Origin of the sequence: Homoserinibacter sp. GY 40078, assembly GCF_008017545.1 — a bacterium.
Taxonomy (GTDB): domain Bacteria; phylum Actinomycetota; class Actinomycetes; order Actinomycetales; family Microbacteriaceae; genus Homoserinibacter.
Genome location: NZ_VRTZ01000001.1, coordinates 676866 through 702856 on the forward strand (window position 1 = coordinate 676866; position 25991 = coordinate 702856).

Genomic DNA, 25991 nt, shown 5'->3' on the forward strand with positions numbered 1-25991 from the left:
GCGGGTTCCGGCGCGACCCCTAATTCTACATCCGGTAGTCGAGGCGCCCGCTGGATGGTAGCTTCTTCTACGTTCAGTAGAGACGGCGTTCGGGAGGCGGAGGCTCGATGCTCCACGATCCCGCCGTGGCCTGGGTGTTCACCGTGATCTTCGGGGCGACCGGCGTCTACTCGGTCGTGCTGACGATCATTGACCGCCGCCTCATCGAGCGGGTCATGCACGGCCTGCACATCCTGATGTCGCTCGCCATGATCGCGATGGCTTGGGCGCTGTCGGTGCCGACTCTCCCGCAGGTGCTCGTGTTCTCGATCGGGGCGCTCTACTGCGCGGCGATCTGGGTGCGCTCCTTGCTGCGCGGAGGCACGGGTATCGCCGAGCATCCGCCGTGGATGCTCGGCTATCACGCGCTCATGATGCTCGCCATGGTCTGGATGGTCGCGCCTGGCACGGCGGGCCAGCATGTGACCCTTCCGGCGGCGCTCGCCGCGACCGGCGCGCTGGGTGCCGCGGGGCTCTACGCGGGGGTGGCGGTCGCGGTGGCGGATGCGGCGGTGTGCCTTGTGCGTCGTCCGCCGCGTACGGCGTTGCACGTCTCCGACGACGTCTCCACCGCCGCGATGGGTATCGGTATGGGTGCGATGACCCTGGCGATGGCGTTTGCGTGACCGCCGATGCAGTACTCTACTGAATGTAGAACTACGGGGTCCCGCCCCGCGACCGAGAGGATCCTGCCCCGCATGACGAAGTCCCGCTTCGCCGCCGCATCCGGTGCCGCCGTTCTGGGCGCTGCCGCGCTCACGCTGCTGGCCGCCCCGGCGGCGTTCGCCCACACGACCGTCGAGGCCACCAGCACAGCCGCTGGCTCGTACACCGTGCTCACCTTCGCCTCCGGACACAGCTGCGACGGTTCGCCCACGACATCGTTCACCATCGACCTGCCGGACGGCATCAACGCCGCGAGCCCCGAGATCCTGGCCGGATGGAAGGTCGAGAAGGTCATGGAGACACTCGACACCCCCATCACCGACAGTCACGGCAACGAGCTCACCGAGCGCGTCAGCCAGATCGTCTACACCGCCGACACTCCGTTCCCCGAGGGATTCCGGGTCTCGTTCGACGTCTCGCTGCAGCTGCCCGAGGACGCCGCCGGCGAGACGCTCTACTTCCCGACCGTGCAGCAGTGCGAGGAGGGGTCGAACGACTGGATCGAGATCCCCGCCGACGGACAGGACGACGAGGAGCTCGCGAGCCCCGCGCCGGCGTTGGAGGTCACGGAGGCGGTCGACGACGAGCACGGACACGGCGACGCCGCCGAGACCGAGCACGCGGAGGGCGAGCACGCCGACGAGGTATCCGACTCCTCGCCCGCCCTCGCGGTCGGCATTGCGGGTCTCGCGGTCGGGGCACTCGGTCTGGTAGTCGCCCTCGTCGCCCTGCTGCGGAGGCGTCCCGCGGCGTGACCTCCGGCATACGCGTCTCGAGATGGCGAGCAGGGCGACTCCTGCTCGCCATCTCGGCGTGTCTGCTCGCGGTCCTGCTGCCGGCGGCACCCGCATCGGCCCATGCCGACTTCCTGGGCTCCGACCCGGAGGACGGCGCCGCCCTCGAGGTCGCGCCCGTCGAGGCGACCCTGCGCTTCAGCGAAGACGTCACGGTCGCCGCGGGTGGCATCCGCCTGTTCCGCGTCGCGGCCGACCCCGTGCCGCTCGTGACGACCTCGCGCGACGGCGTCGTGACGGTCGAACTGCCCGAGCTCGCCGACGACGCCCGGTACGTGATCGCGTGGGAAGTCGTCTCGGTCGACAGCCACCCGATCGCCGGCACCATCTCGTTCAGCGTCGGCGACCCTCCGCCTGGAGCCGGACCCGTCGTGCCGGATGTGGGCGGAGCTGCGACGGTGCGCACCGCCGTGCTCGGCACCGCATCCGCCCTGCAATACGCGGCAGCGCTGCTCGTGTCGGGCCTGCTGTTCTTCGAGGCGGCGGCCCTTCGTCGGCGGATCGGCACGCGCGCGTCGCGCGTCGTCGTGCTCTCGGGCGCCGCGCTCGCCGCCGTCGCGGGGGCTGTCGTGACGGTCGCCGCGGAACTCACCTGGCAGAGCCTCGTCAGTGCCGCGCTGCTCGTGGTCTCGGCGGTGCTCGTCGTGGTCACGGTCGGTCGCCCGCGCGCGATCGTGCCACTCACGGTCTCGCTGCTCGCCCTCGTCGCTCCGGTGCTCCTCGGGCACAGCGCCACGACCGAGCCGCGCGCGCTCGTGGTCGTGAGCGACCTCGTGCACCTCGCGGCGGGCGCGGTGTGGTTCGGCGGGATCATCGGCATGCTGCTCTTCTTGATCCAGGCGTCCAGATCGGAGCGCGACCGATCCGCCGCGGACGCGGTCTCGACGGCGCAGGTCGTCGCGCGCTTTTCGGGATACGCCGCCGTCGCGGTCGGCGCGCTGATCGTGTCGGGAACCGTCATGGCCGTGGCGATCCTCGGAGGTTGGGCCCCCCTCGTCGAGACGGTCTACGGGCTCCTCCTCCTCATGAAGCTCGGCGTGGTGGCGATCGCGCTCGGCGTCGCGGGCTGGAATCGCGTCCGTCTGGTGCCGGTCGTCCGCGCCCGCCCCACGGCGGCGGCCGCGTGGCGCCTCATGCGCGCCCAGCTGCTGCGCGAGGCGGCCGTGGTGCTCGTCGTGCTCGCCGCGACCGGGTTCCTCACGAGCCAGAGTCCGGATGCGGTGCGCGGCGGGAGTGCGGCGGCCACGCCCGCGTCGTCGGAGGTCGCGGCGTCGGCGGATGGAGTCGAACTGTCGGGGGAGGCGCTGCAGGGCGACGACATCACGGTGCTCGTGTTCACGCTCGTCGATGACGACGGTGCGCCGATCGAGCCTGTCGAGCCGCCGACCGTGAACTCCCGGCTCCCGAGCGAGGATCTCGGACCGTTCACCGTCGAGGCGGAACCGACGGGTGTGCCGGGCGAGTTCCGTGCCGAGGCGCGCACCCCCTACCCGGGCGAGTGGCGGATCACCGTGGGCGTCCGGCTCACGACCTTCGACCAACGGACGCTGCTGGTCGAGACGACCGTCCCCTGACCCCACATTCGACATTCCGTAGAATCGACCCCCAGGAGGTACTCATGGCCGGCATCCGGACGCGCGCGAAGGGCGAGCTCGAGGGTGAGATCCTGCGCGTGCTGCGCAGCCACGAGGCCCCGGCGAGTGCCGCGGAAATCCAGGATGCGGTGCCCGGCATCCGCCCCGCGCTCACGACCGTGCTGACCGCTCTCGAGCGGCTGGTCGAGAAGGGCGAGGTGCTGCGCTTCGCGGAGTCGCCCCGCCGGGTGCGCTTCCAGGCCGCCCTCAGCGAGGTCGAGAACGCGAGCGAACTGATGCGCGGTGCGCTGGTCGGCGTCGACCGCCGTGCGGCGCTGCTGCAGTTCGCGGGCGACCTCGCAGACGACGATGTGGCTTTCCTTCGCGACGCCCTGACCCGACGGGGGAAGCGCTGAGGTGATCATCGCGCTGGCGCTCGTGGGCCTGACCGTTGCGACGGTCTGGCTCGCTCCGCGTCTGCTGACCCTCGGTCACTGGCAGGTGCGCTTCCCGCGGCTGGCGCTCGCGGCATGGCATGCCGCGCTGCTTGCGGGGGTGGCGGCACTCGTCGCGAGCGTCGTGGTGTCGGTGCTCGTGGCGGTCGGCGCGGCCGGTGCCTCCGGGGCGACGGCCGGGACCGAGGGGATCGTGGCGACGGTCGCCGGGTGGACGGCTCTGCTCGTGGTGGGCGCGCTTGCCGCGCTCGTCGCCTCGCGTCATGAGCTGCTCGTCGATATGCAGGAGTCGGAGCGCGACGCGGTACTGGCGGCACCGCACGAGGTGCTCGCCACGGAAGGGCGCACAGAGCTGATCGTGTCGTCGATCGATCGGCCGTTCGCGTGCGCCGTGCCGGGCCGGTCGCGGGCCATCGTGGTGTCCGCGGGGTTGCAGCGGCTGCTTTCGCCCGCCCAGCTCGGTGCCGTGATCGAGCACGAGCGCGCGCATCTTGTCGGCCGGCATGCGCTCGCGGTGCGCCTCGCCGACCTGAACGCCGCGTGCCTTCCGGGCCTGCGCGCCCCGCGAGAGCTGCGCCGCACGACCCGCCTGCTGCTGGAACTCATCGCCGACGACCATGCCGCGCGCCGTGCGGGTGCCGCGCATCTCGCGAACGCTCTCGTGCGTATCGCCGAGGTCGAGACCAACCCGGCGGCGGAGTTGCGCGCGGCGCGGCTCGAGGGCCGACGGTGGCGTCCCGCCCGAGCGGCATCCCGATCGAGCGTGTTGCGCGCCGCCGTCGGCGCCCGCTGAGCCGACTCAGCCGATCGAGGCGATCGCCGCGTGGATCGCAGCGAGGGTGGCCTCCGGATGCGACACCATCGAGACGTGTGACCCCGCCACCTCGCTGATGGTGGCGCCCGCCCGCTCGGCCATTCGGCGCTGGACGTCGATCGGGATCACGAGGTCGTCGGTGCCGAGCACCGCCCAACTCGGGATGCTCTTCCATGCAGGCGGCCCTGATGGCGAGACGTTCGCGACGAACGAGATGGGTCGCTGCGTCGCGGCGATCAGCGTCCGGTCCGACTCCGGGAGGTCTTGCGCGAACGCGTTGTGGACGGTCGCGGGCTTGAGGTACGCGTCGGCGGCACCTTCTGGCGCGCCGGGGTAGCCCGCGATGTCGAACACGGTGGTCGGGTCGGCGACGGCGAGTGCCGAGCTCGATCCGTCGAGGATTCCGGCGACGGTGTCGCCTTCGTCGGGGATGAACGCGTCGACGTAGACGAGTGCGCGCACGTCGCCCGCGTGTCCGGCGTTCGTGATGACGACGCCTCCGTAGGAGTGGCCGACGAGAACGACGGGTCCGCTGGTGCGCTGCGCCAGGAACGACGCGACGTAGGCGGAGTCGGAGTCGACCGAGCGCAGCTCGTTGGCCGGGGCGAGGACGGTGTAGCCCTCGTCGTGTAGGGGCGGGACAATCGCGTTCCAGCTGGACGCGTCGGCCCAGGCTCCGTGAACGAGGACGATCGTGGGTGTTTCCGACATGGTGGTTCCCTTCCGTCGCGTGCCGTGTGTTCGGGGGTGATGCGAGGAGTGGTGCCGGGCGTCGTAGAGGGCGCTCTGCCGCTCACATTAGGACTGAGCGAGGCTCGGCACCAGAGGGGTCGTGGGGAGAGGTCGGCCCCGCCCGCGCCGGGTGATGGGCGCGGACGGGGCCGGTTTCTCGAGGCGGGAGCTCAGGCGTCGCGCTCCTGTCGGCGGCGCGCGATCGCGCGCGCGGCGAGCACACCTCCGACGAGGAGCAGAGCACTGGCGACGGCGAGCCCCATCGAGATCTCTGCACCGCTTGCGGCGAGGTCGGTGTCGCCCGCGGGCGTGAGCGGCGTTGCGGGGTCGGCCGGCGTCCGATCGGGCGACGGCGCGGTGTCGTTCCCGGTTATGTCGGCGGCGGATGCCAGGTGGTTGCGATCGCCGGTGTACCGGATCGCGAACGCCACGTCGTCCCGCGCGCGCAGCGTTTCGGGCACGTCCCACGTGAAGCGGCCGTCGTCGAGTGCCGCTGTGCCGACGGGCTCGCCATCCACGTCGATCGTCACCTCGCCGGTGGGGACGGTTCCGTGTGCGCCGCTCACGGTGCCGCTGAGCGAGTCGCCCGCGGCGGTGTCGTCGACCCGCACCCGTGTGGGTGCCGCGACGACGGTGAGTATGGACGCCGTGCTGGTCGCCTCGACGTCGCGGTCCAGCCGGTCGCGCAGGTTCGTGACGTGGATCGCGTACTCACCCACCGGCAGTAGGGCCGGGGCGGGTGCGCGGACCAGCGTCGCATCCGAACCGATCGGCGCCCCCGGCAGCTTGTCTCCGTCGACAGAGAAGGTCGCCGAGCCACCGGCGAGATCGACGGTGCCGGGGGTGAGCCGCGCCGTCAGTTCGGCCGACTGGCCGTATTCGATCTCGTGCGCGTCGATGCTCGCGGCGGCCGGAATCACGGCCGGGGCGAAGAGATGCGCGGCTCCCACGGTGCGGGACGCGTTGACGAGCACTCGATCGCCGCTCGCGTGGATGCCCTGACCGTAGATCTGCTGCCCGAGGCCCGGGGCGCTCGTCGCGTCCGCGGTTCGCAGCGTCTGAGCGTGCGGGAAAGTCATGCGGTTGTTCTCGTCGCCCGCGGAGGTCGTGTCGATCGTCGACAGCTCGGCGAGCTGCACTTCACCCTCTCCCGTGGCGAGGTCCTTTCCGGAGATGAACAGAGTGCCGCCCTCGATCTCGATCGAGTATCCGAACGAGAGGGTCTTGGTGGCGGGGACGATCTTGGCGCCCACCTGCTGCAGCTGGGCGTCGAGCACGTAGACCGCTCCTTGGGTGGTCCTGCCGGCCTCGACCTCGGCGATCGTGCAGCCGACTTCCGGCTGATCCGCGGCGTAGTCGATCTCGATCGGCGAGCCGACGTAGAGCAGCTCGCCTTCGAACTCGAGCGACATGCCGAACGCGGGCCCGCCGCTGCCGGAGGTGAGGCACACCTTCGGGTCGGTGTCGGGCTGCGAGGTGAAGAGCGGGTCGTCGCCGGAGGCGAGGTCCCAGAGGTAGACGCCGCCGATCTGCACGCCGCCGTTGAACCGGTTCTGCACGGCGCTCACGGCGACGCGGTCGCCGTCGATGGCCACCGATTGCCCGGTGATGCTGCTGACGATCGGCTCCGGCGGGATGAGCGCGTCCCATTCGCCCGAGGAGAGATCGACGACGAACGCGAAACCTGCCGCGAAACGTCCGTTGACATCCGCGTTCGGTACGCCGATCACCAGCCGCTCGTCGTCGTACGCGAGAGCCTCACCGAAGTTCTTGAACTCGCTCGTCTGGGCGATATCCGGCGGGGTGAGGGTTGCCGTGAGCGGCCACTTCCCGGCTGCCGCACGCTCGTAGACATGCACCGTGGCCCCCTGCGGCGAGCCGACGAAGAGCCGATCCCCGTCGTCGTCGAGGGTCAGAGCGGTGCCGAAGCCCTTGCCCGTGACGGGTGCGGTGATCGTCGTGGTGAGCCAGTCGTCGCGCCCCGGGCCCACGTGTTCCATGACGTCGACCGAGGTGCCGCGCACGCGGGTCGAGGCGGCGACATCGCCGGCGAGATCGATCGCGTACCCAGCGTTCTTGCCGTCGGGCGGGGCGAAGCTCACCGCCTCCTCGTAGTCGGGTGCACCCGCCGCATGGGCGGGTGAGACGGAGGCCGCGACGAGCCCGAGAGCGAGAAGCGAGCAGGCAGAGATGTTCCAGAGCCGTGGCATGAGTTGAGACCTTGAGTCGAGGGACGGATCTCGGGAACATGCCCACCCTAGCCCAGGAAAGGGGCCAAGTGGACACTCAAGTAAGCCGTCACACCGCATCGGCTTGGCGGCGACAAACGGAGCCGGAGAAGAATCGACGGAGGGGCTGACGGGAATCGAACCCGCGCTGTCTGCTTGGGAAGCAGAAGTTCTGCCATTGAACTACAGCCCCGCAGCCGCGAACGGCTACCGGTAGAGCTTATAGGAGGCGCTCGACGGCGTCGCGCCGGAAGCCGCGGATCGCGAGCCACAGCCCGAGCGACAGCTCCCAGATGGTGATCGGTAGGGCGGCCACTGCCGCGAGCGGCGAGGTCTGGCCGAAGACGCCGAAGAGGGTCGCCCCTGCGGAGGTGGCGAGCAGCGGGATGCCGATGATGCCGATGAGCGGGATGGCGCGCGGCACAAGGCGGCCGCGTAGAAGCGCGGGCGCGAGGCAGAGCGCGTTGATCGCGGGCAGGAACCCCGGGCCGATGAGGAACGACCAGGTGTGCACGCCAACGAGCGCCTGTGCGAGGGGGTCGGCGGCATCCGTGCCGGTCGCGCGCATCCCCGAGAGGGTGAGCACGGCGATCACGCCGACCGCGATGATCCCGGCCTCGAGCGTGCGCGAGGCGACGAATCCGAGAGCGGCCGGTTCGCTCACGCGTCGCACGACGGGTGCCAACACGACCGCCGTTCCGATGCACGAGACGGCGAGCAGCACCTCGAGCACCGCCGACCATTGGGCCGCAAAGGCAGAGGGCTCCGCCGCCCCCGCGAGCAGCGGCGCGTTGAGCAGGGCCGCCGGGATAGAGGTGGCGAAGGTGGCGAGGTAGAGGAGGCCGGCGGCGAGCGAGAGGCGGCGGTGCGGGATCACGGGAGTCCTTTCCGGGAGCTAGGTGTACGGCGTACACCGGTCGATCAGAACCTATGGTGTACGCTGTACACCTGTCAAGATGGCGAGGTGACGACCACGGCCGGGACCCAGCGGATCCCCCTCGACCGCGACCGCGTGCTCGCGGCCGCCGTGGATCTCGCCGACCACGAAGGCCTCGACGCGATCAGCATGCGGGGACTCGCCGCCGGACTCGGCGTCGTGCCGATGGCGCTGTACAAGCACGTCGCCGACAAGGACGACCTGATCGACGGCATGGTCGACACCGTCGTCACCGCGTACGCGGCCACCGATCCCGCGCTCACCGGCGCGGATGCCGTGAGATCACGCATCCTCGCCGCACGCCGGGCGCTCGTCGAGCATCCGTGGATGCGCCGCGCCATCGAGACCCGCACCCGTCGCACACCCGCCGTGCTCGCGCACATGGACGATGTCGCGGGCGCCTTCCTCGCCGCCGGCTACTCGGTCGACCTCACCCATCACGCCATGCACGCGCTCGGCCACCGCATCTGGGGCTTCAGCCCGGAAGCCTTCGAGGAGCCGCCGCGCACGCCCCCCACGCCCGCCGAGCAGGAGGCGACGCTCCGCGTGATGAGCGAGCGATACCCCCACATCACGGCGATCGCCCTCGATACCGCGACGCGCAACCCGTCCGGCGCGTGCGATGAGCAGGACGAGTTCGAGTTCACCCTCGATCTGCTTCTCGACGCGTTCGCCCGGCTGCGGGATGCGGGCTGGGCGTCTCACCCGTAGCGCCCGATACGCTCGTCGCATGCTGCTGAGCGATCGCGACATCACCGCCGAACTCGACGCCGGCCGGATCGGGCTCGAACCGCTCGACCGCGACATGATCCAGCCGTCGAGCATCGACGTGCGCCTCGACCGCTACTTCCGGCTCTTCGACAACCACAAGTACCCCTTCATCGATCCCGCCGAAGAGCAGCCGGAGCTCACGCGCCTCATCGAGACGAAGCCGGGCGAGCCGTTCATCCTGCACCCCGGCGAGTTCGTGCTCGGGTCGACTTACGAACTCGTCACGCTGCCCGACGACGTCGCGGCGCGGCTGGAGGGCAAGAGCTCGCTCGGGCGTCTCGGACTCCTCACGCACTCGACCGCCGGATTCGTCGACCCCGGCTTCTCGGGGCACGTCACCCTCGAGCTCTCGAACGTCGCCACGCTGCCCATCAAGCTGTGGCCGGGCATGAAGATCGGCCAGCTCTGCTTCTTCCGCACGAGCTCCCCGGTGATCAACGCCTACGGATCGGGCGCCTACGCGAACCGCTACCAGGGCCAGCGCGGGCCGACCGCCTCGCGCTCGTGGCAGAACTTCCACCGCACCGACGTCACGGCGACGACCGCGGGCGCTCCCGGGGAGTAACGCGGATCGCGCTCAGGAGGGCCAGGCGGCCAGCTGCAGCGCGAGCCACGGGCTGAACGCGAACGGAGCGGCGGCGACCGCCATCCGCACCGAGCTCGGATCGGCCCACACCCACTCCGACACCTCGTCGCGCGACGGCTGCGGGTCGGTGTCGACGATCGCACGGAACACGGGGCAGATCTCGTTCTCGACGATGCCGTTCGAGTCGACCGCGCGGTAGCGGAAGTGCGGCAGCACGATCTCGACATCGCGCACGGGAACGCCGAGTTCCTCGCCTGCGCGGCGCGTGAGAGCGGCGATCGCGGTCTCGCCCGGGGTGGGATGCCCGCAGAACGCGTTGGTCCAGACGCCGGCGAAGGTCTCCTTCGTGAGGGCGCGGCGCGTGATCAGCATCCGACCCTGCGGGCTGTAGACGTGACACGAGAAGGCGAAGTGCAGAGGGGTGTCTGCCGTGTGCACGGTGGCCTTCGGAGCAGTGCCGACGGGCTTGCCGTCGTCGCCGAGCAGCAGCACGAGCTCCGTGGCTTCGGGAGTACCTGGGAGCGACATGAGCCGGTAGCCTGCCTAGATGGATGCGGCCGAACTGGCCTCCTCCGCTGCGACGCGGGGAGCCCAAGTGGACGCCGTGCTGGGGCGTTTTTTCAGCCTAGCCAAGAAGCGCGCGGAGCCGCACGGCCGCGAGTACGTCGAACTCTGGGATCAGATCGAGGCCGCGACCACCGGCGGCAAGCGGTTCCGCCCGCGGATGGTGATGGCCGCCTACTCGGCTCTCGGCGGGCGCGACCTCGACGCGGCGGCGAACGTGGGCGCCGCATTCGAGCTGCTGCACACGGCGCTCATCGTGCACGACGACGTCATCGACGGCGACTTCGTGCGCCGGGGCGCACCCAACATCTCCGGTGCCGCCCGTGACCTCGCGCGGTCGCGGGGCGCGAGCGAGGAGGCTGCCGAGCACCGTGGTCTGAGCGCCGCCGTCATCGCGGGCGACCTCGCGCTCACCGGCGCGTTCCGCCTCATCGAGCGTTCGGGGGCCGACCTCGACACCCGAGCCCGGCTGCACGAGGTGATGGATGAGGCGCTGTTCGCGAGCGCCGCCGGCGAGCTCATCGACGTCGACTTCTCGTGGGTTCCCGAGGTCCCGCGGGTGGACGACATCCTCGTGATGGAGCGCCTGAAGACAGCGGTCTACTCGTTCGAGTGCCCGCTGCAGGCCGGGGCGATCCTCGCGGGAGCCGGCGACGAGCTCGTTGCGACGCTCGCCGACTTCGGCCGCGACATCGGCACCGCCTACCAGCTCGTGGACGACGTGCTCGGGGTCTTCGGCACTCCGGAGACCGGCAAGTCGACGCTCGGCGACCTGCGCGAGGGCAAGCGCACCGTGCTCATCGCATACGCCACCTCCGCGCCTGGCTGGAGCGAGGTGGAGCACCTCTTCGGCGACCCCTGCCTCGACGAGGACGGTGCCGCGCTGCTTCGCGCGCACCTGGAGGAGTCCGGAGCGCGTTCGTTCGCCGACGGCCTCGCCCGCTACTACGCCAACCGCGCACTCGCCCGACTCGTCGAGCCCCACGTGGGGGCTGCGCTGCGCGCCGAACTGCACCCGGTGGCCGACGCGGTGCTCCGGCGCGGCCGATGAAGCACACGGGGGAGAAGGGAGCCGCCATCGCGCGGCTCGGGCTCTACGACAGCGTCGCGAGCGAGGCATCCGCCCTCGTGATCCGCCGCTACTCCACCTCGTTCGGGCTCGCGTCGCGTCTGCTCGACGAAAGCTGCCGCCGCGCGATCGAAGAGGTCTACGCGCTCGTGCGGGTGGCCGACGAGATCGTCGACGGGGGCGCCACGGAGGCGGGGCTCGACACCGCGGCGGCGGGGCGGCTCCTCGACGCGTTCGAGGCCGAGACCGAGCGGGCCCTGGTGGAGGGCTACTCGGCGAACCTCGTCGTGCACGCCTTCGCCACGGTCGCCCGTCGTGCGGGCTTCGGGGCCGAGCTCACCCGCCCGTTCTTCGCCTCGATGCGCGCCGACCTGCACGAGGTCGAGCACGACCCCGAGAGCTTCGCTCGCTACGTGTACGGTTCGGCGGAGGTCGTGGGCCTCATGTGTCTGCGGGTGTTCCTCATCGATCACCCCCGCAGCGCCGACGAGCTCGCCCGGCTCGAGCGCGGCGCCTGCGCCCTCGGCGCGGCGTTCCAGAAGGTGAACTTCCTCCGCGACCTCGCGGCGGATGCGTTCCAGCTCGGGCGCAGCTACTTCCCCGGGGTCGACGCGCAGAGCTTCGACGAGGCGGTCAAGCTGCGGCTCGTGGACGACATCGATGACGACCTCGCCGCCGCACGCGCGACCCTGCCGCTGCTGCCCGTCGGCTCCCGCCGCGCGGTGGCGCTCGCCGAAGGCCTCTTCGCCGAGCTGAACGCACGCATCCGCCGCACGCCGGCGAACGAACTGCTCAGCACGCGCATCCGCGTGCCGGATCCGGTGAAGCTGCGGATCGCCGCGGGCGTGGTGGTGCGCCGCGGTATGCCGAAGAGGGGGAGACCGTGACCCGCACGATCGTCATCGGCGGAGGCATCGCGGGCCTCGCAACCGCCGCGCTGCTCTCCCGCGAAGGCCATGAGGTGCTGTTGCTCGAGAAGAACGAGGCGCTCGGAGGCCGTGCGGGCTCGTGGGAGCACGACGGCTTCCGCTTCGACACGGGACCCTCGTGGTACCTCATGCCCGAGGTGTTCGAGCACTTCTTCCGCCTGTGCGGAACGACCGCGACCGAGCAGTACGAGCTCGTCACCCTCGACCCGGGCTACCGCGTCTACGCCGAGGGCGTCGAGGAGCCGCTCGACATCGCCGCGAGCCGTGACGAGAACCTCGCCCTCTTCGAGCGGGTGGAGCCCGGGTCCGGCGAGCGGATGCGTGGATACCTGGATCGCGCACAGGAGATCTACGAACTGGCCCTCGCGCACTTCCTGTACTCCACCTTCCAGCGGTTCGGTCCCGTGTTCTCGGGGCGCGTGCTCCGGCGCGGCGGGCGCCTCGGTCGCCTGCTTCTCGAACCGCTCGACCGCCTGGCGGGCCGTACGGTGCGCGACCCGCGTCTGCGGCAGGTGCTCGGCTACCCCGCGGTGTTCCTCGGGGCGTCACCGTCGCTCGCGCCGAGCATGTACTCGCTCATGAGCCACCTCGACCTCGTCGACGGGGTGCGGTATCCGATGGGCGGTTTCACCCAGGTGATCGCCGCTATGGAGCGGGTGGCGCGATCGGGTGGCGCGCAGCTGCGCACGGACGCCGAGGTCACCGCGATCCGGGTGCAGGAGGGTCGCGCTGTGGGCGTCGAGCTCGCCGACGGCGAGTTCCTGCCCGCCGACCTCGTCGTCTCGGCGGCCGACCTGCACCACACCGAGACCGTGCTGCTGCAGCATCCGGTCGACCGCACGTACCCGGAGTCGTATTGGGAGCGCCGCACCCCCGGGCCGAGCGCCCTGCTGCTGCTGCTCGGCGTGCGGGGTGAGGTGCCCGAGCTCGCGCACCACACGCTCCTCTTCGCGCGCGACTGGGAGCAGAACTTCGACGCGATCTTCGGCGACGAACAGCGGGTGCCCGCCACCCCCTCGCTCTACGTGTGCGCGCCGAGCGGACTCGACGCATCCGTCGCGCCCTCCGGCGACACCAACCTGTTCGTGCTCGTGCCGCTGCCCGCCGACCCCCGTCTCGGGCACGGCAACGTGGATGGCGATGGCGATGCCGCGGTCGAGGCGCTCGCGGATCGTGTGATCGCCCAGATCGCCGACTGGACCGGCGCGCACGACCTCGCCGAACGCATCGTCGTGCGCCGCACGATCGCGCCGGCGGACTTCCGCGACGACCTGAACTCCTGGCGCGGAACCGCCCTCGGGCCGGCGCACACCTTGCGCCAGTCGGCCTTCTTCCGCGGCCGCAACGCGAGCCGCCGCGTCGAGGGTCTGCTCTACGCAGGCGGATCGACGATCCCGGGCATCGGCCTGCCGATGTGCCTCATCAGCGCCGAACTCGTCGTGAAGCGACTGCGCGGTGACACGAGCGCGGGTCCGCTGCCCGAACCCGACCGTGCCGGGGCGGAGTCGTGAACTGGCTCTACCTGCTGGCGCTCGTCGTCTCGATCGGCGGCATGGTCGTGCTCGACCTGCGGTTCCGGCTCTTCTTCGCGGTGGCGCCGCTGCGGGCCGCAGTCGTGCTCGTCGTGGGCGTTGCCTTCTTTCTCGCCTGGGATGCGGTGGGCATCGGGGCGGGCATCTTCTTCCGCGGCGCCCCCGAGTTGCTCATCGGGGTCGAGCTCGCGCCCGAGCTGCCGCTCGAGGAGCTCTTCTTCCTCACCCTGCTCTGCTACCTGACGATGAACCTCGTAACCGGGCTGCCGCGGATCGTCGGCGCCGTCCGCACGCGCCGGGAGGTGGCGCGATGACCTATCTCGTCGTGAACGCCGTGTTCCTCGGCGCGGTCGCCCTGCTGGCCCTCGTGGCCGTGCTCGTGCGCCGTGCCCCGCGCTGGCGCTGGGTGGGGCTCACGCTCGCGGTGCTGCTCGTGCTCACGGCGGTGTTCGACAACGTCCTCGTGGCGGTCGGGATCGTCGGATACGACCCCGGCGAGATCTCCGGCATCCGCATCGGCGTCGCGCCGGTCGAGGACTTCGCGTACACGGTCGCCGCGGCCGTGCTGCTGCCGACGGTGTGGGCCCTGCTCGCGCCGGGGGGTCCGGGCCCGGGCCGGGATCGGGACGAGGGGGCCGCCTCGTGATCCGCGCGCTGTTCGTCGCGAGCCGACCCGTCAGCTGGGTGAACACCGCCTACCCGTTCGCCGCCGCCTACGTGCTCGCCGCGGGTCAACTGGACGCGACGCTCGTGGTCGGCACGATCTTCTTCCTCATCCCGTACAACCTGCTGATGTACGGCATCAACGACGTGTTCGACTACGAGTCCGACCTCCGGAATCCGCGCAAAGGCGGAGTGGAGGGGGCGCTGCTGCGGCCGAGCTACCATCGCGCCACGATCGTCGCGGCGATCGTCTCGTGCGTGCCGTTCGTCGTCTACCTCGCGATCGTGGGGTGGTGGTCGGGTACCGTCTGGCTCGCGGTGAGCCTCGCCGCGGTCGTGGCGTACTCGGCACCGGTGCTGAGGTTCAAGGAGCGCCCGTTCCTCGACTCGGTCACCTCGAGCACGCACTTCGTGAGCCCCGCGATCGTCGGTCTCGCGATCGCCGACGTCGCCTGGACACCGCAGCTCCTCGCCGTGATCGCGGCGTTCTTCCTCTGGGGCATGGCATCGCACGCCTTCGGCGCGGTGCAGGACGTGCTGGCCGACCGCGAGGCCGGCATCGGCTCGGTCGCCACCGTGATCGGTGCCCGGGCGACCGTTCGCCTGAGCCTCGTGCTCTACCTCGCGGCGGGCGCGCTGCTCCTGCTCGCCCCGTGGCCCGGTCAGCTCGCCGCCGCGCTCGCGCTGCCGTATGCCGCGAACGTCGCGCCCTGGTGGTCGGTTGCCGACGCGGATGCGGAATCCGCCAATCGCGGCTGGCGCCGGTTCCTCTGGATCAACTACGTCACCGGCTTCCTGGTGACGATGGTGCTCATCGCCTGGGCGTTCCTCGGCGCAACCCCGGCCCCCTAGGATCTTGCGCATGACTCCCGAACTGCCCGTCGGAACTCTGGTCGACGCCGAGGACGGGGTCGCGGCCGAGTTGCTCGCCGACCGTTTCAACCGACACACCTTCTGGTGCGGTCAGTCCGGATCCGGCAAGACCTATGCGCTCGGGGTGGCGCTCGAGCAGCTGCTGCTCGCGACCCGCCTGCCGATCGTCGTGTTCGACCCGAACTCCGACTTCGTGCACCTCGGTCAGGTGCGCGACGATGCGCCCGCGGAGGTGGCGAAGGCTTTCGCCGAGCGGGACATCCGAGTGTTCCGCTCGGGTGACGCGGAGGGCGACTCGCTGCACGTGCGCTTCGTGGATATGGACCGCCGCGCCCGTGCCGCAGCGCTGCGCATCGATCCGCTCCACGACCGCGCCGAGTACAACGCGAGCCTGCACTGGGATACGCCCGGCGACCCGAAGTCGATGGGTGAGGTCGTGGCCCAGCTGCGCGCCGGCGACGACCCCGTGATGCGTGACCTGGCGCTCCGGCTCGACAATCTCGGCGTGCTCGACTGGCCGCTGTGGGCGTGGGGTGGCCGCGCCGCGACCGACGAGATCGACGACGAACCGGATGCGACCGTGCTCGACCTCGGCGGGTTCGCCGTCGCGGACGAGCTGCGTGCGGCGGCGCTCGCGGTGCTCGACCACCTGTGGGAGAAGCGCGAAGAGCGACGCCCCCGCCTGCTCGTGATCGACGAGGCCCACAACCTGTGCCCGCCCGTCCCCGACACACCGCTCGCGGAGGCGCTCACCGAGCGGATCGTGCAGATCGCCGCCGAGGGGCGCAAGTACGGGCTGTGGCTGCTGATCTCGACGCAGCGCCCGTCGAAGGTGCACCCCAACGTGCTCACCCAGTGCGACAACCTCACCCTCATGCGCATGAACGCGCCCCGCGACCTCGCCGAGTTGGGTGACGTGTTCGGCTTCGCGCCGCCGTCACTGCTCGAGCGCGTCCCTGGTTTCGCCAAGGGTCAGGCGCTGATGGCGGGTGGCTTCATCGCCCAGCCGTCGGTCGTGCAGATGGGCGCCCGCCTCACCCGTGAGGGCGGATCGGACGTCGCCGTCCCCCTCCGCTGACCCTGCCGCTGGTCTCAGGCGGGCTGGCTGCCGCGGCGGCCAGCTTCGCCCCCTTCGCTGCACCCCGCCCCGCGCGCCCTGGCTCGCCCCCGCTCTCCGCGACTTCCGTTTCAGAAATGCAGGAGTTCCTTCCGGTGACACCAGCCGGCACCCATCTACAGCTCCGGCGGGGAAGATCTCCTGCATTTCTGACAAGCGTTCGGGGCCCAGCCGCCGGAGATGCCGAGCGGTGGGAGGCGCGCGACGATGCTGACCTCCCGTACGCGCTCAGGTTGAGAAATGCAGGAGATGTTGGGTGAGGGCCCCGCTGGGGGCTGAACCGCCGGTCTTCGGCCGGAGAATCTCCTGCATTTCTGACAGGGACCGAGGCGACGGCGGGTGCGGCAACCGAGACGGACGCGGGCAGGGTCAGGAGGCGGACTGGCGGGGGACCAGCAGCATCAGCATGAAGCCGACCAGCAGGATCAGCACGATGCCGAGGATGCCCCACGCGGTCGAGCCGAAGAGGGCGATCGCCCCCGACCACGCCAACGGCGAGAGGAAGCTCGCCGCTCGACCGGTCGTGGCGTAGAGGCCGAAGATCTCGCCCTCGCGACCGGCGGGGGTGACGCGCGCGAGGAATGAGCGGCTGGCGGCCTGGGCCGGCCCCACGAACATGCAGAGGACGAGTCCGAACACCCAGAAGATCACGTCGCCGGCGTCGCGGGCGATGAACACCACGAGTCCGGCCACGACGAGCCCCCCGAGCGAGGTGAGGATCACGGCGCGCGGCCCGAACCGGTCGTCGAAGCGCCCCGCGATGATCGTCGACACCCCGGCGACGAGGTTCGCGGCGACACCGAACAGGATCACCATCGTCGGGTCGAAGCCGAACACCGTCGCCGCGATGATCGCCCCGAAGGTGAAGACTCCCGCGAGCCCGTCGCGGAACACGGCGCTCGCGAGCAGGAACCAGAACGTCGGACGCGCCTCGCGATACAGGCGCGCGATGTCGCGCACCAGCACCCCGTAGCTGGCGAAGAACCCGACCCGCGGGCGCCCGGCGGCGGGCGGCGCCTCGGGCACGTTGAGAAGGATCGGGATCGAGAAGATCACCATCCACACCGCGCAACCCAGCGCGACGACGCGGATGTTGAGGCCCGCATCGGTGGGCAGCCCGAACCAGTCGGCCTGGTCCATGACGATCACGATCGTGAGCGCGACGATGCCGCCGAGGTATCCGAAGCCCCATCCGAGGCCCGAGATGCGGCCGACCGACTTCGGGGTGGAGACCTGCACGAGCATCGCGTTGTAGTTGACGCCCGCGATCTCGCTCACGACCGATCCGAAGCCGATGAGGGCGGCGCCCCACCAGAAGAAGGCGTAGTCCGCCTCGATGAAGAACAGGAGTGCGGTCGTGACGATGAGCACCGCGGTCGACCACGCGAGCCACAGCTTGCGCCGACCGCTGGCGTCCGCACGCTGACCCAGCACGGGGGCGAGCAGCGCGATGAGCAGCCCGGCGGCGCCGACGGCCCAGCCGAGGCCGGAGGTGAGGAGCGCGTTCTCGCCGCTCGCATCCGGCTCGACGCCAGCGGGGAGGAAGTAGTCGCTCGTCAGGTACACCGAGAAGACGAACGTCAGGATCACCGTGTTGAAGGGCTGCGTCGCCCAGTCCCACAGTGCCCACGAGAACACCTGCTTGCGGGGGATGGTGCGCCCCTCCTGCAGGTCGAGTCCCATCGCGGCGATCGCACCGGTGTTGGCGGCGGCGGGCGGTGTGGGTGTGGACGCCGCGCGCGCGGCTTCGTTGCCGGTCGGGTCACTCATGCGGGAAACGCTACTGCGCAACGGTGAACAGCAGGGGACGTGATCACCGATCGTGGTGTGCGGGAGTCGCTCGGCCACGTAAGTGGGCTATCTGGCGCACTTAATTTGCCACAGAACGCGCTTAAGTGCGGGCTTGGCGTGTCACCGTGGCGTCACGCAGCGCTCGTGGGGGCGCGGAGAGAACGAGGTCTGCCATGAGAGGTCGCATTCGGGCGGGGATCGCCGCGATCGTCGCCGCTGGTCTGGTCGCAGGCGGCGCGGTCGCCGCGCACGCCACCACGGAGTACGTGGGCGGGGGCAAGTGGTCGTACGGCGTCTACGAGCCGGCCAACACCGTCTACGTGTATTCGAACTACTACCACCCGTCGAAGAAGCACCGCTCGACCGTGCAGGTGCACAACGGCACCCAGTACCGGTCGAAGGACGCTCCCGCCGGCAAGACGGCAGAGATCGAGAGGGCGACGAGCTATGGCGGCAACAAGGCATGGTGGTACGCGTACTGATCCGGCCGCAGAACCGATGATCGAGAACAGGTTCAGGATCGCGATGTCCGCGGCGGTCGCCCTTGTGGCGGTCGCCCTCGCGGGCTGCTCGAGTGGCGGATTCGTCCCAGCCAGCGGAGAGGGCACCGCCGGTGCCACCGCACCCATGCCCGAGTTCGCCGGCCCGCACGCGGCCGAGTTCATCGAGGCCTGGCAGGAGACGGACTCGGACTTCGTGCGCGCCGTGCTGGCCGACGAGGTGATCTCCGACCAGGAGTGGGCGGAGGTGACGACGCGCATCGACGCGTGCTTCGCTCGCAACGGGGTGGAGTTCCTCGGTTTCGAACCGGAGGGCGGGTACGGAGTCGGCCCGTCTGGTCATGACGGCGATGAGATGCAGGAGATCTTCGCCGGCTGCGAGCTCGAGTCGGGTGAGGTGCCGATCAGCAGGATCCGCAACTCCGTCCTCACCAACCCCGAGGGGCTGGACTTCGACGAGCTGATCGTCGAGTGCCTGGTCGATCGCGAGGTGGTGCCTCCCGGCTACACGGTCGACGACTTCCGCCGCGACGAGCCCTCACCTGAGTCCGTGCCGTACCTCGATCCCGTCGGGGGCAGGGAAGCGTACAGAGAGTGCTACAACGACCCGCTCGACCTCCTGGAGGACGCCGAATGACCATCTCGAAGCCGACGCTCGTCGGGCTGATCGCCCTGCTCGCGTGGAGCTGCCTCGCGGTGGGCGCGACGGCGGCGATGGCCGTGGGCAGCGCGACGCCGGCCACGCTCGCACCCGCGGCCACCTCGGTCGAGGTTCCGGTGGGGGCAGAGCTGTTCTCGGACGAGCGCACGGTGAGCCTCACGGGCGAAGTCGCCCCGGAGCTGCCGCTCGCGATCACAGGCAGTGGTCGCGTCACGAGCTTCGACTGTGCGCCGGGCACGGTGTGGGCATCCGGATCCCGCGTGTTCCGGGTCGACGGCCGCGCAGTGCTCGCCGTCGCCACCCGCACGCCCCTCTGGCGCGACCTCCGCGTCGGCGACCGCGGAGCGGATGTGGCGGCACTGCAGAAGGAGCTTGCACGGCTCAAGGTTCGGGCGGGTCAGGGCGAGGTGCTCTCGAACGCGACCATCACCGCGGTCGAGAAGCTCCTCGGCGATCCGCCCGGATCGATGTCGACGATCGAGCTCGGGCGCGTGGTGTGGTTGCCGCGGGCGTCCACCGAACTCGCGCGATGTGCGACCTTCACGGGAGCCTCGCTCGCTCCCGACGAACCCGTCGCGTTCGCCCGCCGACTTCCCGCACTCGACGAGCTCGAACTGCTCGGGGGAGCGGTCGACGGCGATCGTGTACTTCGCATCGGGGACGAGACACTGCCTCTCGGTGCCGACGGATCCCTGCCCGCGAAGGCGGCATCCGTCGTCGCGGCGAGCGGCGCCTACCGCGGTGCGCTCGCCGAGGGCGCCACCCGGTTCGAGGTGCAGGCGGTGGTTGCGCTCGCCGAACCCGTCGAGGTTGCCGCGGTGCCTCCCGCGGCGATCTACGCGCTGGACGGCGGATCCGGATGCGTGCTCGCCGACGGGAAGCCCGTCGCGCTGACCGTCGTCGGTTCGCAGCTCGGCCGCTCGTTCGTGACCTTCACGGACGCGGACGCCGCACCCCGCGTGGTGCTCGCGCCGGCCCCGACGGACGGGCCGCCGTGCCGGTGACTCTCCACGCGGTCGGTCACCGTTTCGGCGACGGGCCGTGGCTCTTTCGTGAGCTCTCGACGCAGTTCGAGGAGGGACGTGTGTATGCGCTCACCGGCCCATCCGGATCGGGCAAGAGCACGTTGCTCGGCATCCTCGCCGGCTGGACACCACCTGCCGCGGGGGAGGTTGTGCGCGAATTCGCGGGGCGCACCGCTTGGGTGTTCCAGAATCCGCACGGCTCCCCTCGGCGCACCGCACGCGACCTCGTCGCATACCCCTTCGTCGCCCGCGGCGCCGACGTGGCCGAGGCCGACGCGGCCGCTGCGGAGCTGCTCGACAGGTTCGGGCTCGGCCACCGCGCCCTGACCCCGTTTCGAGCCCTCTCGGGCGGCGAGTCGCAGCGACTCATGCTCGCCCGCGCGGCGGCGGTTGAGCCGGCGCTCCTGCTCGTCGACGAGCCGACCGCGCAGCTCGACCCCGCATCCGCCAGCACCGTCAACGCGGTGATCGGCGAACTCGCCGGACGCGGCGCGATCGTCGTCGTCGCCACCCACGACCCCGCGACGCGCGAGGCCTGCACCGACCACCTCGACCTCGCCCGCCGTGGCGTCACGGCGGAGGTCGCGTGAAGCTCGCGGCGATCGCGCGCGAGGTCGCGGCGGATGTGGCATCCGGCGCCGCGCGGGTCGTCACCTTCGCGCTGCTCGCGGCCCTCATCGCGGGCGGGCTCTCCCTCGTCGACGTCCTCGCGATCCGCGCACTCGTGGCGGAGGCGCGCGACTTCCGTGCGTCCGGAGCCGCGACCCTGATCCTCACCGCCGAGGGCCGCATCGACGGCGATGCGTGCCGCGCGCTCGGCGCGATCGACGGCGTCGTCGCGGCCGGGGCGAGTCGACAGCGCCCAGAGGGGTTGTCGGCCGACGCCCTTCCGCATGCTCCCATCACCGTCTACGAGACGACCCCCGGTTTCGGCGGCGTGCTCGACGCATCCGCGCCCGGTACCGCCGTGGCGGGCGAGGTGGCCGAGGCGATCGGTGCACGCGAGGGCGACAGGGTCTCGACGGCCGAGGGTCCGTTGTGGGTCGGCGGCATCGTGCCGCCCCAGGCCGAGGGGTCGCGCGCCGGACTCGGGTGGTCGGTGTTCCTCGAGACGACCGGACGAGCCCCCTTCGACGAGTGCTGGGTACTCGCGTGGCCTCCCTCCGACGTCGTGCGCGGTCTGCTGATGGCGACGGCCGAGCAGGGTCACGAGGCACCTCGGCTCGGGCAGCTGAACACGAGCCTCGGCAGCGGCTTCGACGGGACCGCGCAGCTCGAGGCGCGCATCACGTCCGCAGTGCCGGCTGTCGCCTTCGTCGCGCTCGCCGCGCTCGGTGTGGTGTCGGTCAGGCTGCGTCGCCTCGCGCTCGCCTCCGACCTCCACGCCGGGGCGCGCCGTCGAGATATCGCGGCGATTGTCCACGCGCAGGCGCTGTGCTGGCTCGCGCCCGCCCTGCTCCTGACCCTCGGCCTCACGGCTCTCGCCGTAGCCCCCGAGGCCTACGGCGACCGGATGGCGCTGCTCACGGTCGGCGCGCGGGTCGCCCTCGCCTCCCTCGCGGGCGGAATCACCGGCGTCGGCGCGGGCGTCGCCACCATCCGCGAGCATCAACTGCTCCGCTACTTCCGGGACCGCTGACGCGGAGTTGAGTCAGCCCGACTCAACTTTCTTGACAACCTCGAGCGGGCGATGCAAACTTGACAGGTCCCGGCTCAATCCCGCGAGCCGATCAACGCTATCAAGGAGCAGTACACACATGGCTCGAGCAGTCGGTATCGACCTCGGTACCACCAACTCCGTGGTCTCCGTCCTCGAGGGCGGCGAGCCCGCCGTCATCGCGAACGCAGAGGGCTTCCGGACGACCCCGTCGGTCGTCGCCTTCACCAAGGACGGGGAGGTGCTCGTCGGCGAGACCGCGAAGCGCCAGGCCGTCACCAACGTCGATCGCACCATCTCGTCCGTCAAGCGCCACATGGGCACGGACTGGAAGAAGGAGATCGACGGCAAGAAGTACACGCCGCAGGAGATCTCGGCGCGTATCCTCCAGAAGCTCAAGCGCGACGCCGAGCAGTACCTCGGCGAGGACGTCACGGATGCCGTCATCACCGTCCCCGCGTACTTCAACGACGCCGAGCGTCAGGCCACCAAGGAGGCCGGCGAGATCGCGGGCCTCAACGTCCTGCGCATCATCAACGAGCCCACCGCGGCCGCGCTCGCCTACGGCCTCGACCGCGGCAAGGAGGATGAGCTGATCCTCGTCTTCGACCTCGGCGGCGGCACGTTCGACGTCTCCCTCCTCGAGGTGGGCAAGGACGACGACTTCTCCACGATCCAGGTGCGCTCGACCGCGGGCGACAACCGCCTCGGCGGCGACGACTGGGATCAGCGCATCGTCGACCACCTCATCAAGAAGTTCAAGGACACGACCGGCGTCGACGTCTCGGGCGACAAGATCGCCCTCCAGCGTCTCAAGGAGGCCGCGGAGCAGGCGAAGAAGGAGCTCAGCTCCTCGTCGTCCACGAGCATCCAGCTGCCCTACCTCTCGCTCACCGAGAGCGGACCGGCGAACCTCGACGAGTCGCTCAGCCGCGCCCAGTTCGAGCAGATGACCTCCGACCTGCTCGACCGCACCAAGAAGCCCTTCGACGACGTCATCAAGGAGGCCGGCATCAAGGTCGGCGACATCGCCCACGTGGTGCTCGTCGGCGGATCCACGCGCATGCCCGCCGTGACCGAGCTCGTCAAGAAGCTCACCGGCGGTCAGGAGCCCAACAAGGGTGTCAACCCGGATGAGGTCGTCGCCGTGGGTGCGGCCCTCCAGGCGGGCGTCCTCAAGGGCGAGCGCAAGGACGTGCTGCTCATCGACGTGACCCCCCTCAGCCTCGGCATCGAGACCAAGGGCGGCATCATGACGAAGCTCATCGAGCGCAACACGGCCATCCCGACCAAGCGCAGCGAGACCTTCACGACCGCCGACGACAACCAGCCGTCGGTCGCGATCCAGGTGTTCCAGGGCGAGCGCGAGTTCACCCGCGACAACAAGGCGCTCGGCACCTTCGAGCTCACGGGCATCGCCCCCGCCCCCCGCGGAGTTCCGCAGGTGGAGGTCACCTTCGACATCGACGCGAACGGCATCGTCCACGTCTCCGCGAAGGACAAGGGCACCGGCAAGGAGCAGTCGATGACGATCACCGGCGGATCCTCGCTGCCGAAGGACGACATCGACCGCATGGTGCGCGAGGCCGAGGAGCACGCGGCTGAAGACAAGGCTCGTCGTGAGGCGGCCGAGGTCCGCAACAGCGCCGAGCAGCTCGTCTACTCGCTCGAGAAGCTCATCTCCGAGAACGAGGACAAGATCGCCGACGACGTGAAGTCCGAGGTCCGCGCCGACATCGACGAGCTGAAGACCGCGCTGCAGGGCGAGGACGAGGCCGCGATCAGCTCGGCCTTCGAGAAGCTCAACCAGAGCCAGACCAAGCTCGGCGAGGCCATCTACCAGGCGAGCTCCGAGGCCGCTGCTGGCCCGTCGCCCGCGGGTGACTCCGAGCAGCCCACGACCGATGACGATGACGTGGTGGACGCCGAGATCGTCGACGACGAGGACGAGAAGAAGTAAAGCCCATGGCAGAGAACGACCGCGACGACGAGGAACCCAAGGTCCACGACAAGCGGCGGATCGACCCCGAGACGGGCGAGCCGCGGGAGCAGACCCCTGCTCCCGCGGCCGACGCCCCGGCCGACGACAAGGCGCCCGAGGGCGGTGACGACGGCCTGTCGGACGACGACCTCGCCTTGCTCGCCGACGCCGAGCGCGACCTCGTGGCCGAGTACCGCGAGATCGCGGCGCGGGCCCAGGCGGATCTCAAGAACTTCCGCACGCGCGTCGAGCGCGACCGCGCCGCGAACCGCGAGGCCGTGATCGCTGAGGTGATCCGCTCGCTTCTCCCGGTGATCGACGACCTCGATCGGGCCGACGCTCACGGCGACCTCGTCGAGGGTGCACCGCTCATGCTCGTGTCTCAGAAGCTCCGGGCGGGATTCGAGCGGTACGGGCTGCGCCGTGTCGGCGAGGTCGGGGAGCCGTTCGACCCCAACTTCCACGAGGCCGTCGTCCAGGTGCCCGAGGAGGGCGCCGAGGGCGAGACCGTCAAGGACATCATCCAGACCGGCTATGCGCTGGGCGACCGTCTCATCCGCGCCGCGAAGGTCGCGGTGAGCGTGCCCGCATCCGAATAACCCGAGAGGGGTCCGATGGCCAGTCAGGACTGGTTCGACAAGGACTTCTATGCCGTGCTCGGCGTCTCCAAGGACGTCTCCGAGGCGGAGCTGAAGAAGACGTACCGCAAGCTCGCGCGGCAGTATCACCCGGACTCCAACCCGGGTGATGCCGCCGCCGAGGCGCGCTTCAAGGAGATCAGCGAGGCGTACTCCGTGCTGTCCGATCCGTCGGAGCGTGCGGAGTACGACCAGGTGCGCGCGATGGGATCCGGTGCGCGGTTCACGAGCGGCGGCGCGGGCGGATTCGAGGACGTGTTCGGCGGCATGTTCGGAGCCGGCGGCGGACCCCGCACGCGCACGAGCTACAGCGCGGGCGGGTTCGAGGACCTGCTCGGCGGGATGTTCGGCAGCGGCGGGTTCGGCAACCCCACGGGCGGCTACCGCGGATACGGCGGCCCGGTCCGCGGCGGCGACATCACCGCGACCACGACCCTCGACTTCGCGACGGCCATCCAGGGCGACACCGTGACGTTGCAGCTGCCCGGCGGGCGCTCGACGAAGGTGAAGATCCCCGCGGGAGTTGCCAACGGCCAGAAGATCAAGGTGCGGGGCAAGGGCCAGCCGAGCCCCGACGGAGGCGAGGCGGGCGACCTCGTGCTCACGGTCACGGTGCGGCCGCACCCGGTGTTCGAGCGCGACGGCCAGCATCTGCGTCTCGATGTGCCCGTGACCTTCGCCGAGGCTGCACTCGGCGCCACGATCGAGGTGCCGACCTTCGACGGTGACCCGGTGCGACTGCGCGTCGCGCCCGGCACCCCGAGCGGGCGGGTGCTGCGCGTGAAGGGCCGCGGCGTGAAGACGGCGAAGGGCACGGGTGACCTGCTCGCGACCGTGCAGGTCGCCGTGCCGAGTCACCTCTCCGCGGAGGCGAAGAGCCGCCTCGAGGAGTTCGCGGCGAGCCTGCCGGACGAGAACCCGCGCGCCGACCTCCTGGAGAAGGCGCGACGGTGATGGACGAGTCGACGCCGCTGTTCCCGATCGCCGTCGCGGCGGAGCTCGCGGCGATGCATCCGCAGACGTTGCGGCAGTACGACCGTCTCGGGCTCGTCACCCCGCAGCGCACTGCGGGGAAGTCGCGTCGATACTCGATGCGCGACGTGGTTCAGCTGCGCGAGATCGCGCGTCTCTCGGCCGAGGGTCTCAACCTCGAGGGCATCCGCCGGATCCTCGAGCTCGAGAACGAGGTCGCGACGCTCTCGACCCGCGTCCGGGAACTCGAGGCCGCGCTCGCCGACGAGCTGCTCAACCGACCGGGCCGTCGCGTGTTCGCGGCGGGTGCGGAGGGCGAGGTCGTCTCGCTCCGCGCCGGCACCCGTGTGCGCAAGCAGAACCAGATCGTCGTCTGGCGAGCGCTCGGCGACGGTCGCGACCGCACCTGACGTCCGCCCGGCG

28 protein-coding genes and 1 tRNA gene are annotated in these 25991 nt (G+C 70.6%); 23 read left to right on the top strand and 6 right to left on the bottom strand.

Annotated elements, in window-relative coordinates:
- Positions 1-107: 107 nt before the first annotated feature.
- The 5 genes from FVQ89_RS03265 (at position 108) to FVQ89_RS03290 (ending at position 4321) form a co-directional block, all read left to right on the top strand.
- A complete protein-coding gene (locus FVQ89_RS03265) occupies positions 108-665 on the top strand; it encodes a DUF5134 domain-containing protein (protein ID WP_147900477.1) in 558 nt (185 codons plus the stop codon).
- Between the two features lie 72 nt (positions 666-737).
- Positions 738-1460: a YcnI family protein gene (locus FVQ89_RS03270; RefSeq protein ID WP_187264876.1), complete on the top strand. Its 723-nt coding sequence runs from the start codon at positions 738-740 to the stop codon at positions 1458-1460.
- Positions 1457-3073 carry a copper resistance CopC/CopD family protein gene (locus tag FVQ89_RS03275; protein WP_187264877.1) on the top strand — a complete coding sequence of 539 codons (1617 nt, stop codon included), beginning with the start codon at positions 1457-1459 and terminating at the stop codon, positions 3071-3073. Before FVQ89_RS03270 ends, FVQ89_RS03275 begins: the two co-directional genes overlap by 4 nt.
- Positions 3074-3117: 44 nt before the next feature.
- Positions 3118-3489 (top strand): BlaI/MecI/CopY family transcriptional regulator, encoded by a 372-nt coding sequence (locus FVQ89_RS03280; RefSeq protein ID WP_147900480.1) that lies wholly within the window; start codon positions 3118-3120, stop codon positions 3487-3489.
- A 1-nt stretch (position 3490) separates the two neighbouring features.
- Positions 3491-4321, top strand: coding sequence for a M48 family metalloprotease (locus tag FVQ89_RS03290; RefSeq protein WP_187264878.1), 831 nt, complete (start codon positions 3491-3493; stop codon positions 4319-4321).
- Between the two features lie 6 nt (positions 4322-4327).
- On the opposite strand, the gene FVQ89_RS03295 is transcribed toward FVQ89_RS03290, so the two are convergent.
- The 4 genes from FVQ89_RS03295 to FVQ89_RS03310 form a co-directional block, all read right to left on the bottom strand.
- Positions 4328-5053: an alpha/beta fold hydrolase gene (locus FVQ89_RS03295; RefSeq protein ID WP_147900482.1), complete on the bottom strand. Its 726-nt coding sequence runs from the start codon at positions 5051-5053 to the stop codon at positions 4328-4330.
- Positions 5054-5244: 191 nt separating this feature from the next.
- Positions 5245-7284: an Ig-like domain-containing protein gene (locus tag FVQ89_RS03300; protein WP_147900483.1), complete on the bottom strand. Its 2040-nt coding sequence runs from the start codon at positions 7282-7284 to the stop codon at positions 5245-5247.
- A 140-nt stretch (positions 7285-7424) separates the two neighbouring features.
- Positions 7425-7495 (bottom strand) — tRNA-Gly (locus FVQ89_RS03305).
- A 27-nt stretch (positions 7496-7522) separates the two neighbouring features.
- On the bottom strand, positions 7523-8179 hold the full coding sequence (locus FVQ89_RS03310) for a DUF4386 domain-containing protein (RefSeq protein ID WP_147900484.1): 657 nt from the start codon (positions 8177-8179) through the stop codon (positions 7523-7525).
- Positions 8180-8266: 87 nt separating this feature from the next.
- Between FVQ89_RS03310 and FVQ89_RS03315 the strand changes: the two genes are divergently transcribed.
- Together FVQ89_RS03315 and dcd are read left to right on the top strand one after the other, a co-directional pair.
- Positions 8267-8950 carry a TetR/AcrR family transcriptional regulator gene (locus tag FVQ89_RS03315; RefSeq protein WP_255513394.1) on the top strand — a complete coding sequence of 228 codons (684 nt, stop codon included), beginning with the start codon at positions 8267-8269 and terminating at the stop codon, positions 8948-8950.
- Between the two features lie 19 nt (positions 8951-8969).
- Positions 8970-9575 carry a dCTP deaminase gene (gene dcd, locus FVQ89_RS03320; RefSeq protein ID WP_147900485.1) on the top strand — a complete coding sequence of 202 codons (606 nt, stop codon included), beginning with the start codon at positions 8970-8972 and terminating at the stop codon, positions 9573-9575.
- 12 nt (positions 9576-9587) lie between these two features.
- Here the strand turns inward: dcd and idi are convergent, their stop codons facing one another.
- Positions 9588-10124 (bottom strand): isopentenyl-diphosphate Delta-isomerase, encoded by a 537-nt coding sequence (gene idi / locus FVQ89_RS03325; RefSeq protein WP_147900486.1) that lies wholly within the window; start codon positions 10122-10124, stop codon positions 9588-9590.
- Positions 10125-10143: 19 nt separating this feature from the next.
- Here idi and FVQ89_RS03330 point away from each other — a divergent pair, with 19 nt between their 5' ends.
- From FVQ89_RS03330 to FVQ89_RS03360, 7 genes are read left to right on the top strand one after another with little or no spacing between them, the layout of a single operon-like run.
- Positions 10144-11211 carry a polyprenyl synthetase family protein gene (locus FVQ89_RS03330; RefSeq protein WP_255513395.1) on the top strand — a complete coding sequence of 356 codons (1068 nt, stop codon included), beginning with the start codon at positions 10144-10146 and terminating at the stop codon, positions 11209-11211.
- A complete protein-coding gene (locus tag FVQ89_RS03335) occupies positions 11208-12116 on the top strand; it encodes a squalene/phytoene synthase family protein (protein ID WP_147900487.1) in 909 nt (302 codons plus the stop codon). The genes FVQ89_RS03330 and FVQ89_RS03335 overlap by 4 nt, the downstream gene beginning before the upstream one ends.
- The gene (gene crtI / locus FVQ89_RS03340) at positions 12113-13669 is read left to right on the top strand and encodes a phytoene desaturase family protein (protein ID WP_147900488.1); all 1557 of its coding nucleotides are present in this window, start codon (positions 12113-12115) and stop codon (positions 13667-13669) included. The genes FVQ89_RS03335 and crtI overlap by 4 nt, the downstream gene beginning before the upstream one ends.
- A complete protein-coding gene (locus FVQ89_RS03345) occupies positions 13666-14004 on the top strand; it encodes a lycopene cyclase domain-containing protein (RefSeq protein ID WP_147900489.1) in 339 nt (112 codons plus the stop codon). Before crtI ends, FVQ89_RS03345 begins: the two co-directional genes overlap by 4 nt.
- Positions 14001-14336, top strand: coding sequence for a lycopene cyclase domain-containing protein (locus FVQ89_RS03350; protein WP_147900490.1), 336 nt, complete (start codon positions 14001-14003; stop codon positions 14334-14336). Before FVQ89_RS03345 ends, FVQ89_RS03350 begins: the two co-directional genes overlap by 4 nt.
- Positions 14333-15205, top strand: a complete 873-nt coding sequence (locus FVQ89_RS03355; protein ID WP_147900491.1) for a prenyltransferase — start codon at positions 14333-14335, stop codon at positions 15203-15205. Before FVQ89_RS03350 ends, FVQ89_RS03355 begins: the two co-directional genes overlap by 4 nt.
- Before the next feature lie 10 nt (positions 15206-15215).
- On the top strand, positions 15216-16304 hold the full coding sequence (locus FVQ89_RS03360) for an ATP-binding protein (RefSeq protein WP_147900492.1): 1089 nt from the start codon (positions 15216-15218) through the stop codon (positions 16302-16304).
- 408 nt (positions 16305-16712) lie between these two features.
- Here the strand turns inward: FVQ89_RS03360 and FVQ89_RS03365 are convergent, their stop codons facing one another.
- Positions 16713-18113 carry an MFS transporter gene (locus FVQ89_RS03365; protein ID WP_147900493.1) on the bottom strand — a complete coding sequence of 467 codons (1401 nt, stop codon included), beginning with the start codon at positions 18111-18113 and terminating at the stop codon, positions 16713-16715.
- A gap of 194 nt (positions 18114-18307) precedes the next feature.
- Here FVQ89_RS03365 and FVQ89_RS03370 point away from each other — a divergent pair, with 194 nt between their 5' ends.
- The 9 genes from FVQ89_RS03370 to FVQ89_RS03405 all read left to right on the top strand — a co-directional run bounded on the left by FVQ89_RS03370 (position 18308) and on the right by FVQ89_RS03405 (position 25978).
- The gene (locus FVQ89_RS03370) at positions 18308-18616 is read left to right on the top strand and encodes a lactococcin 972 family bacteriocin (RefSeq protein WP_147900494.1); all 309 of its coding nucleotides are present in this window, start codon (positions 18308-18310) and stop codon (positions 18614-18616) included.
- A gap of 43 nt (positions 18617-18659) precedes the next feature.
- Positions 18660-19271 carry a hypothetical protein gene (locus FVQ89_RS03375; RefSeq protein WP_147900495.1) on the top strand — a complete coding sequence of 204 codons (612 nt, stop codon included), beginning with the start codon at positions 18660-18662 and terminating at the stop codon, positions 19269-19271.
- A complete protein-coding gene (locus FVQ89_RS14550; RefSeq protein WP_255513396.1) occupies positions 19268-20299 on the top strand; it encodes a hypothetical protein in 1032 nt (343 codons plus the stop codon). The genes FVQ89_RS03375 and FVQ89_RS14550 overlap by 4 nt, the downstream gene beginning before the upstream one ends.
- Complete coding sequence (locus tag FVQ89_RS03380; RefSeq protein WP_255513397.1) at positions 20290-20910, top strand: ATP-binding cassette domain-containing protein; 621 nt, start codon at positions 20290-20292, stop codon at positions 20908-20910. The genes FVQ89_RS14550 and FVQ89_RS03380 overlap by 10 nt, the downstream gene beginning before the upstream one ends.
- Positions 20907-21959: a hypothetical protein gene (locus FVQ89_RS03385; protein ID WP_147900497.1), complete on the top strand. Its 1053-nt coding sequence runs from the start codon at positions 20907-20909 to the stop codon at positions 21957-21959. The genes FVQ89_RS03380 and FVQ89_RS03385 overlap by 4 nt, the downstream gene beginning before the upstream one ends.
- A gap of 118 nt (positions 21960-22077) precedes the next feature.
- Positions 22078-23937 (top strand): molecular chaperone DnaK, encoded by a 1860-nt coding sequence (dnaK, locus tag FVQ89_RS03390; RefSeq protein ID WP_147900498.1) that lies wholly within the window; start codon positions 22078-22080, stop codon positions 23935-23937.
- Between the two features lie 5 nt (positions 23938-23942).
- Entirely contained in the window at positions 23943-24557 is a 615-nt protein-coding gene (locus FVQ89_RS03395; RefSeq protein ID WP_255513398.1) for a nucleotide exchange factor GrpE, read from the top strand.
- Between the two features lie 15 nt (positions 24558-24572).
- Positions 24573-25550, top strand: a complete 978-nt coding sequence (locus FVQ89_RS03400) for a DnaJ C-terminal domain-containing protein (protein ID WP_147900499.1) — start codon at positions 24573-24575, stop codon at positions 25548-25550.
- Positions 25550-25978 (top strand): heat shock protein transcriptional repressor HspR, encoded by a 429-nt coding sequence (locus FVQ89_RS03405; RefSeq protein WP_147900500.1) that lies wholly within the window; start codon positions 25550-25552, stop codon positions 25976-25978. Before FVQ89_RS03400 ends, FVQ89_RS03405 begins: the two co-directional genes overlap by 1 nt.
- Positions 25979-25991 lie beyond the last annotated feature (13 nt).

What these genes read in the sequence shown, in the direction of transcription:
- FVQ89_RS03335 (WP_147900487.1), top strand. Translation starts at nt 11,208, where the DNA reads ATGAAGCACACGGGGGAGAAGGGAGCCGCCATCGCGCGGCTCGGGCTC.
- FVQ89_RS03350 (WP_147900490.1), top strand. Translation starts at nt 14,001, where the DNA reads ATGACCTATCTCGTCGTGAACGCCGTGTTCCTCGGCGCGGTCGCCCTG.
- FVQ89_RS03375 (WP_147900495.1), top strand. Translation starts at nt 18,660, where the DNA reads ATGTCCGCGGCGGTCGCCCTTGTGGCGGTCGCCCTCGCGGGCTGCTCG.
- FVQ89_RS03280 (WP_147900480.1), top strand. Translation starts at nt 3,118, where the DNA reads ATGGCCGGCATCCGGACGCGCGCGAAGGGCGAGCTCGAGGGTGAGATC.
- FVQ89_RS03295 (WP_147900482.1), bottom strand. Translation starts at nt 5,053, where the DNA reads ATGTCGGAAACACCCACGATCGTCCTCGTTCACGGAGCCTGGGCCGAC.
- idi (WP_147900486.1), bottom strand. Translation starts at nt 10,124, where the DNA reads ATGTCGCTCCCAGGTACTCCCGAAGCCACGGAGCTCGTGCTGCTGCTC.
- FVQ89_RS03300 (WP_147900483.1), bottom strand. Translation starts at nt 7,284, where the DNA reads ATGCCACGGCTCTGGAACATCTCTGCCTGCTCGCTTCTCGCTCTCGGG.
- FVQ89_RS03360 (WP_147900492.1), top strand. Translation starts at nt 15,216, where the DNA reads ATGACTCCCGAACTGCCCGTCGGAACTCTGGTCGACGCCGAGGACGGG.
- FVQ89_RS14550 (WP_255513396.1), top strand. Translation starts at nt 19,268, where the DNA reads ATGACCATCTCGAAGCCGACGCTCGTCGGGCTGATCGCCCTGCTCGCG.
- dnaK (WP_147900498.1), top strand. Translation starts at nt 22,078, where the DNA reads ATGGCTCGAGCAGTCGGTATCGACCTCGGTACCACCAACTCCGTGGTC.
- FVQ89_RS03270 (WP_187264876.1), top strand. Translation starts at nt 738, where the DNA reads ATGACGAAGTCCCGCTTCGCCGCCGCATCCGGTGCCGCCGTTCTGGGC.
- FVQ89_RS03395 (WP_255513398.1), top strand. Translation starts at nt 23,943, where the DNA reads ATGGCAGAGAACGACCGCGACGACGAGGAACCCAAGGTCCACGACAAG.
- FVQ89_RS03265 (WP_147900477.1), top strand. Translation starts at nt 108, where the DNA reads ATGCTCCACGATCCCGCCGTGGCCTGGGTGTTCACCGTGATCTTCGGG.
- FVQ89_RS03370 (WP_147900494.1), top strand. Translation starts at nt 18,308, where the DNA reads ATGAGAGGTCGCATTCGGGCGGGGATCGCCGCGATCGTCGCCGCTGGT.
- FVQ89_RS03330 (WP_255513395.1), top strand. Translation starts at nt 10,144, where the DNA reads ATGGATGCGGCCGAACTGGCCTCCTCCGCTGCGACGCGGGGAGCCCAA.
- FVQ89_RS03405 (WP_147900500.1), top strand. Translation starts at nt 25,550, where the DNA reads ATGGACGAGTCGACGCCGCTGTTCCCGATCGCCGTCGCGGCGGAGCTC.
- FVQ89_RS03400 (WP_147900499.1), top strand. Translation starts at nt 24,573, where the DNA reads ATGGCCAGTCAGGACTGGTTCGACAAGGACTTCTATGCCGTGCTCGGC.
- dcd (WP_147900485.1), top strand. Translation starts at nt 8,970, where the DNA reads ATGCTGCTGAGCGATCGCGACATCACCGCCGAACTCGACGCCGGCCGG.
- FVQ89_RS03365 (WP_147900493.1), bottom strand. Translation starts at nt 18,113, where the DNA reads ATGAGTGACCCGACCGGCAACGAAGCCGCGCGCGCGGCGTCCACACCC.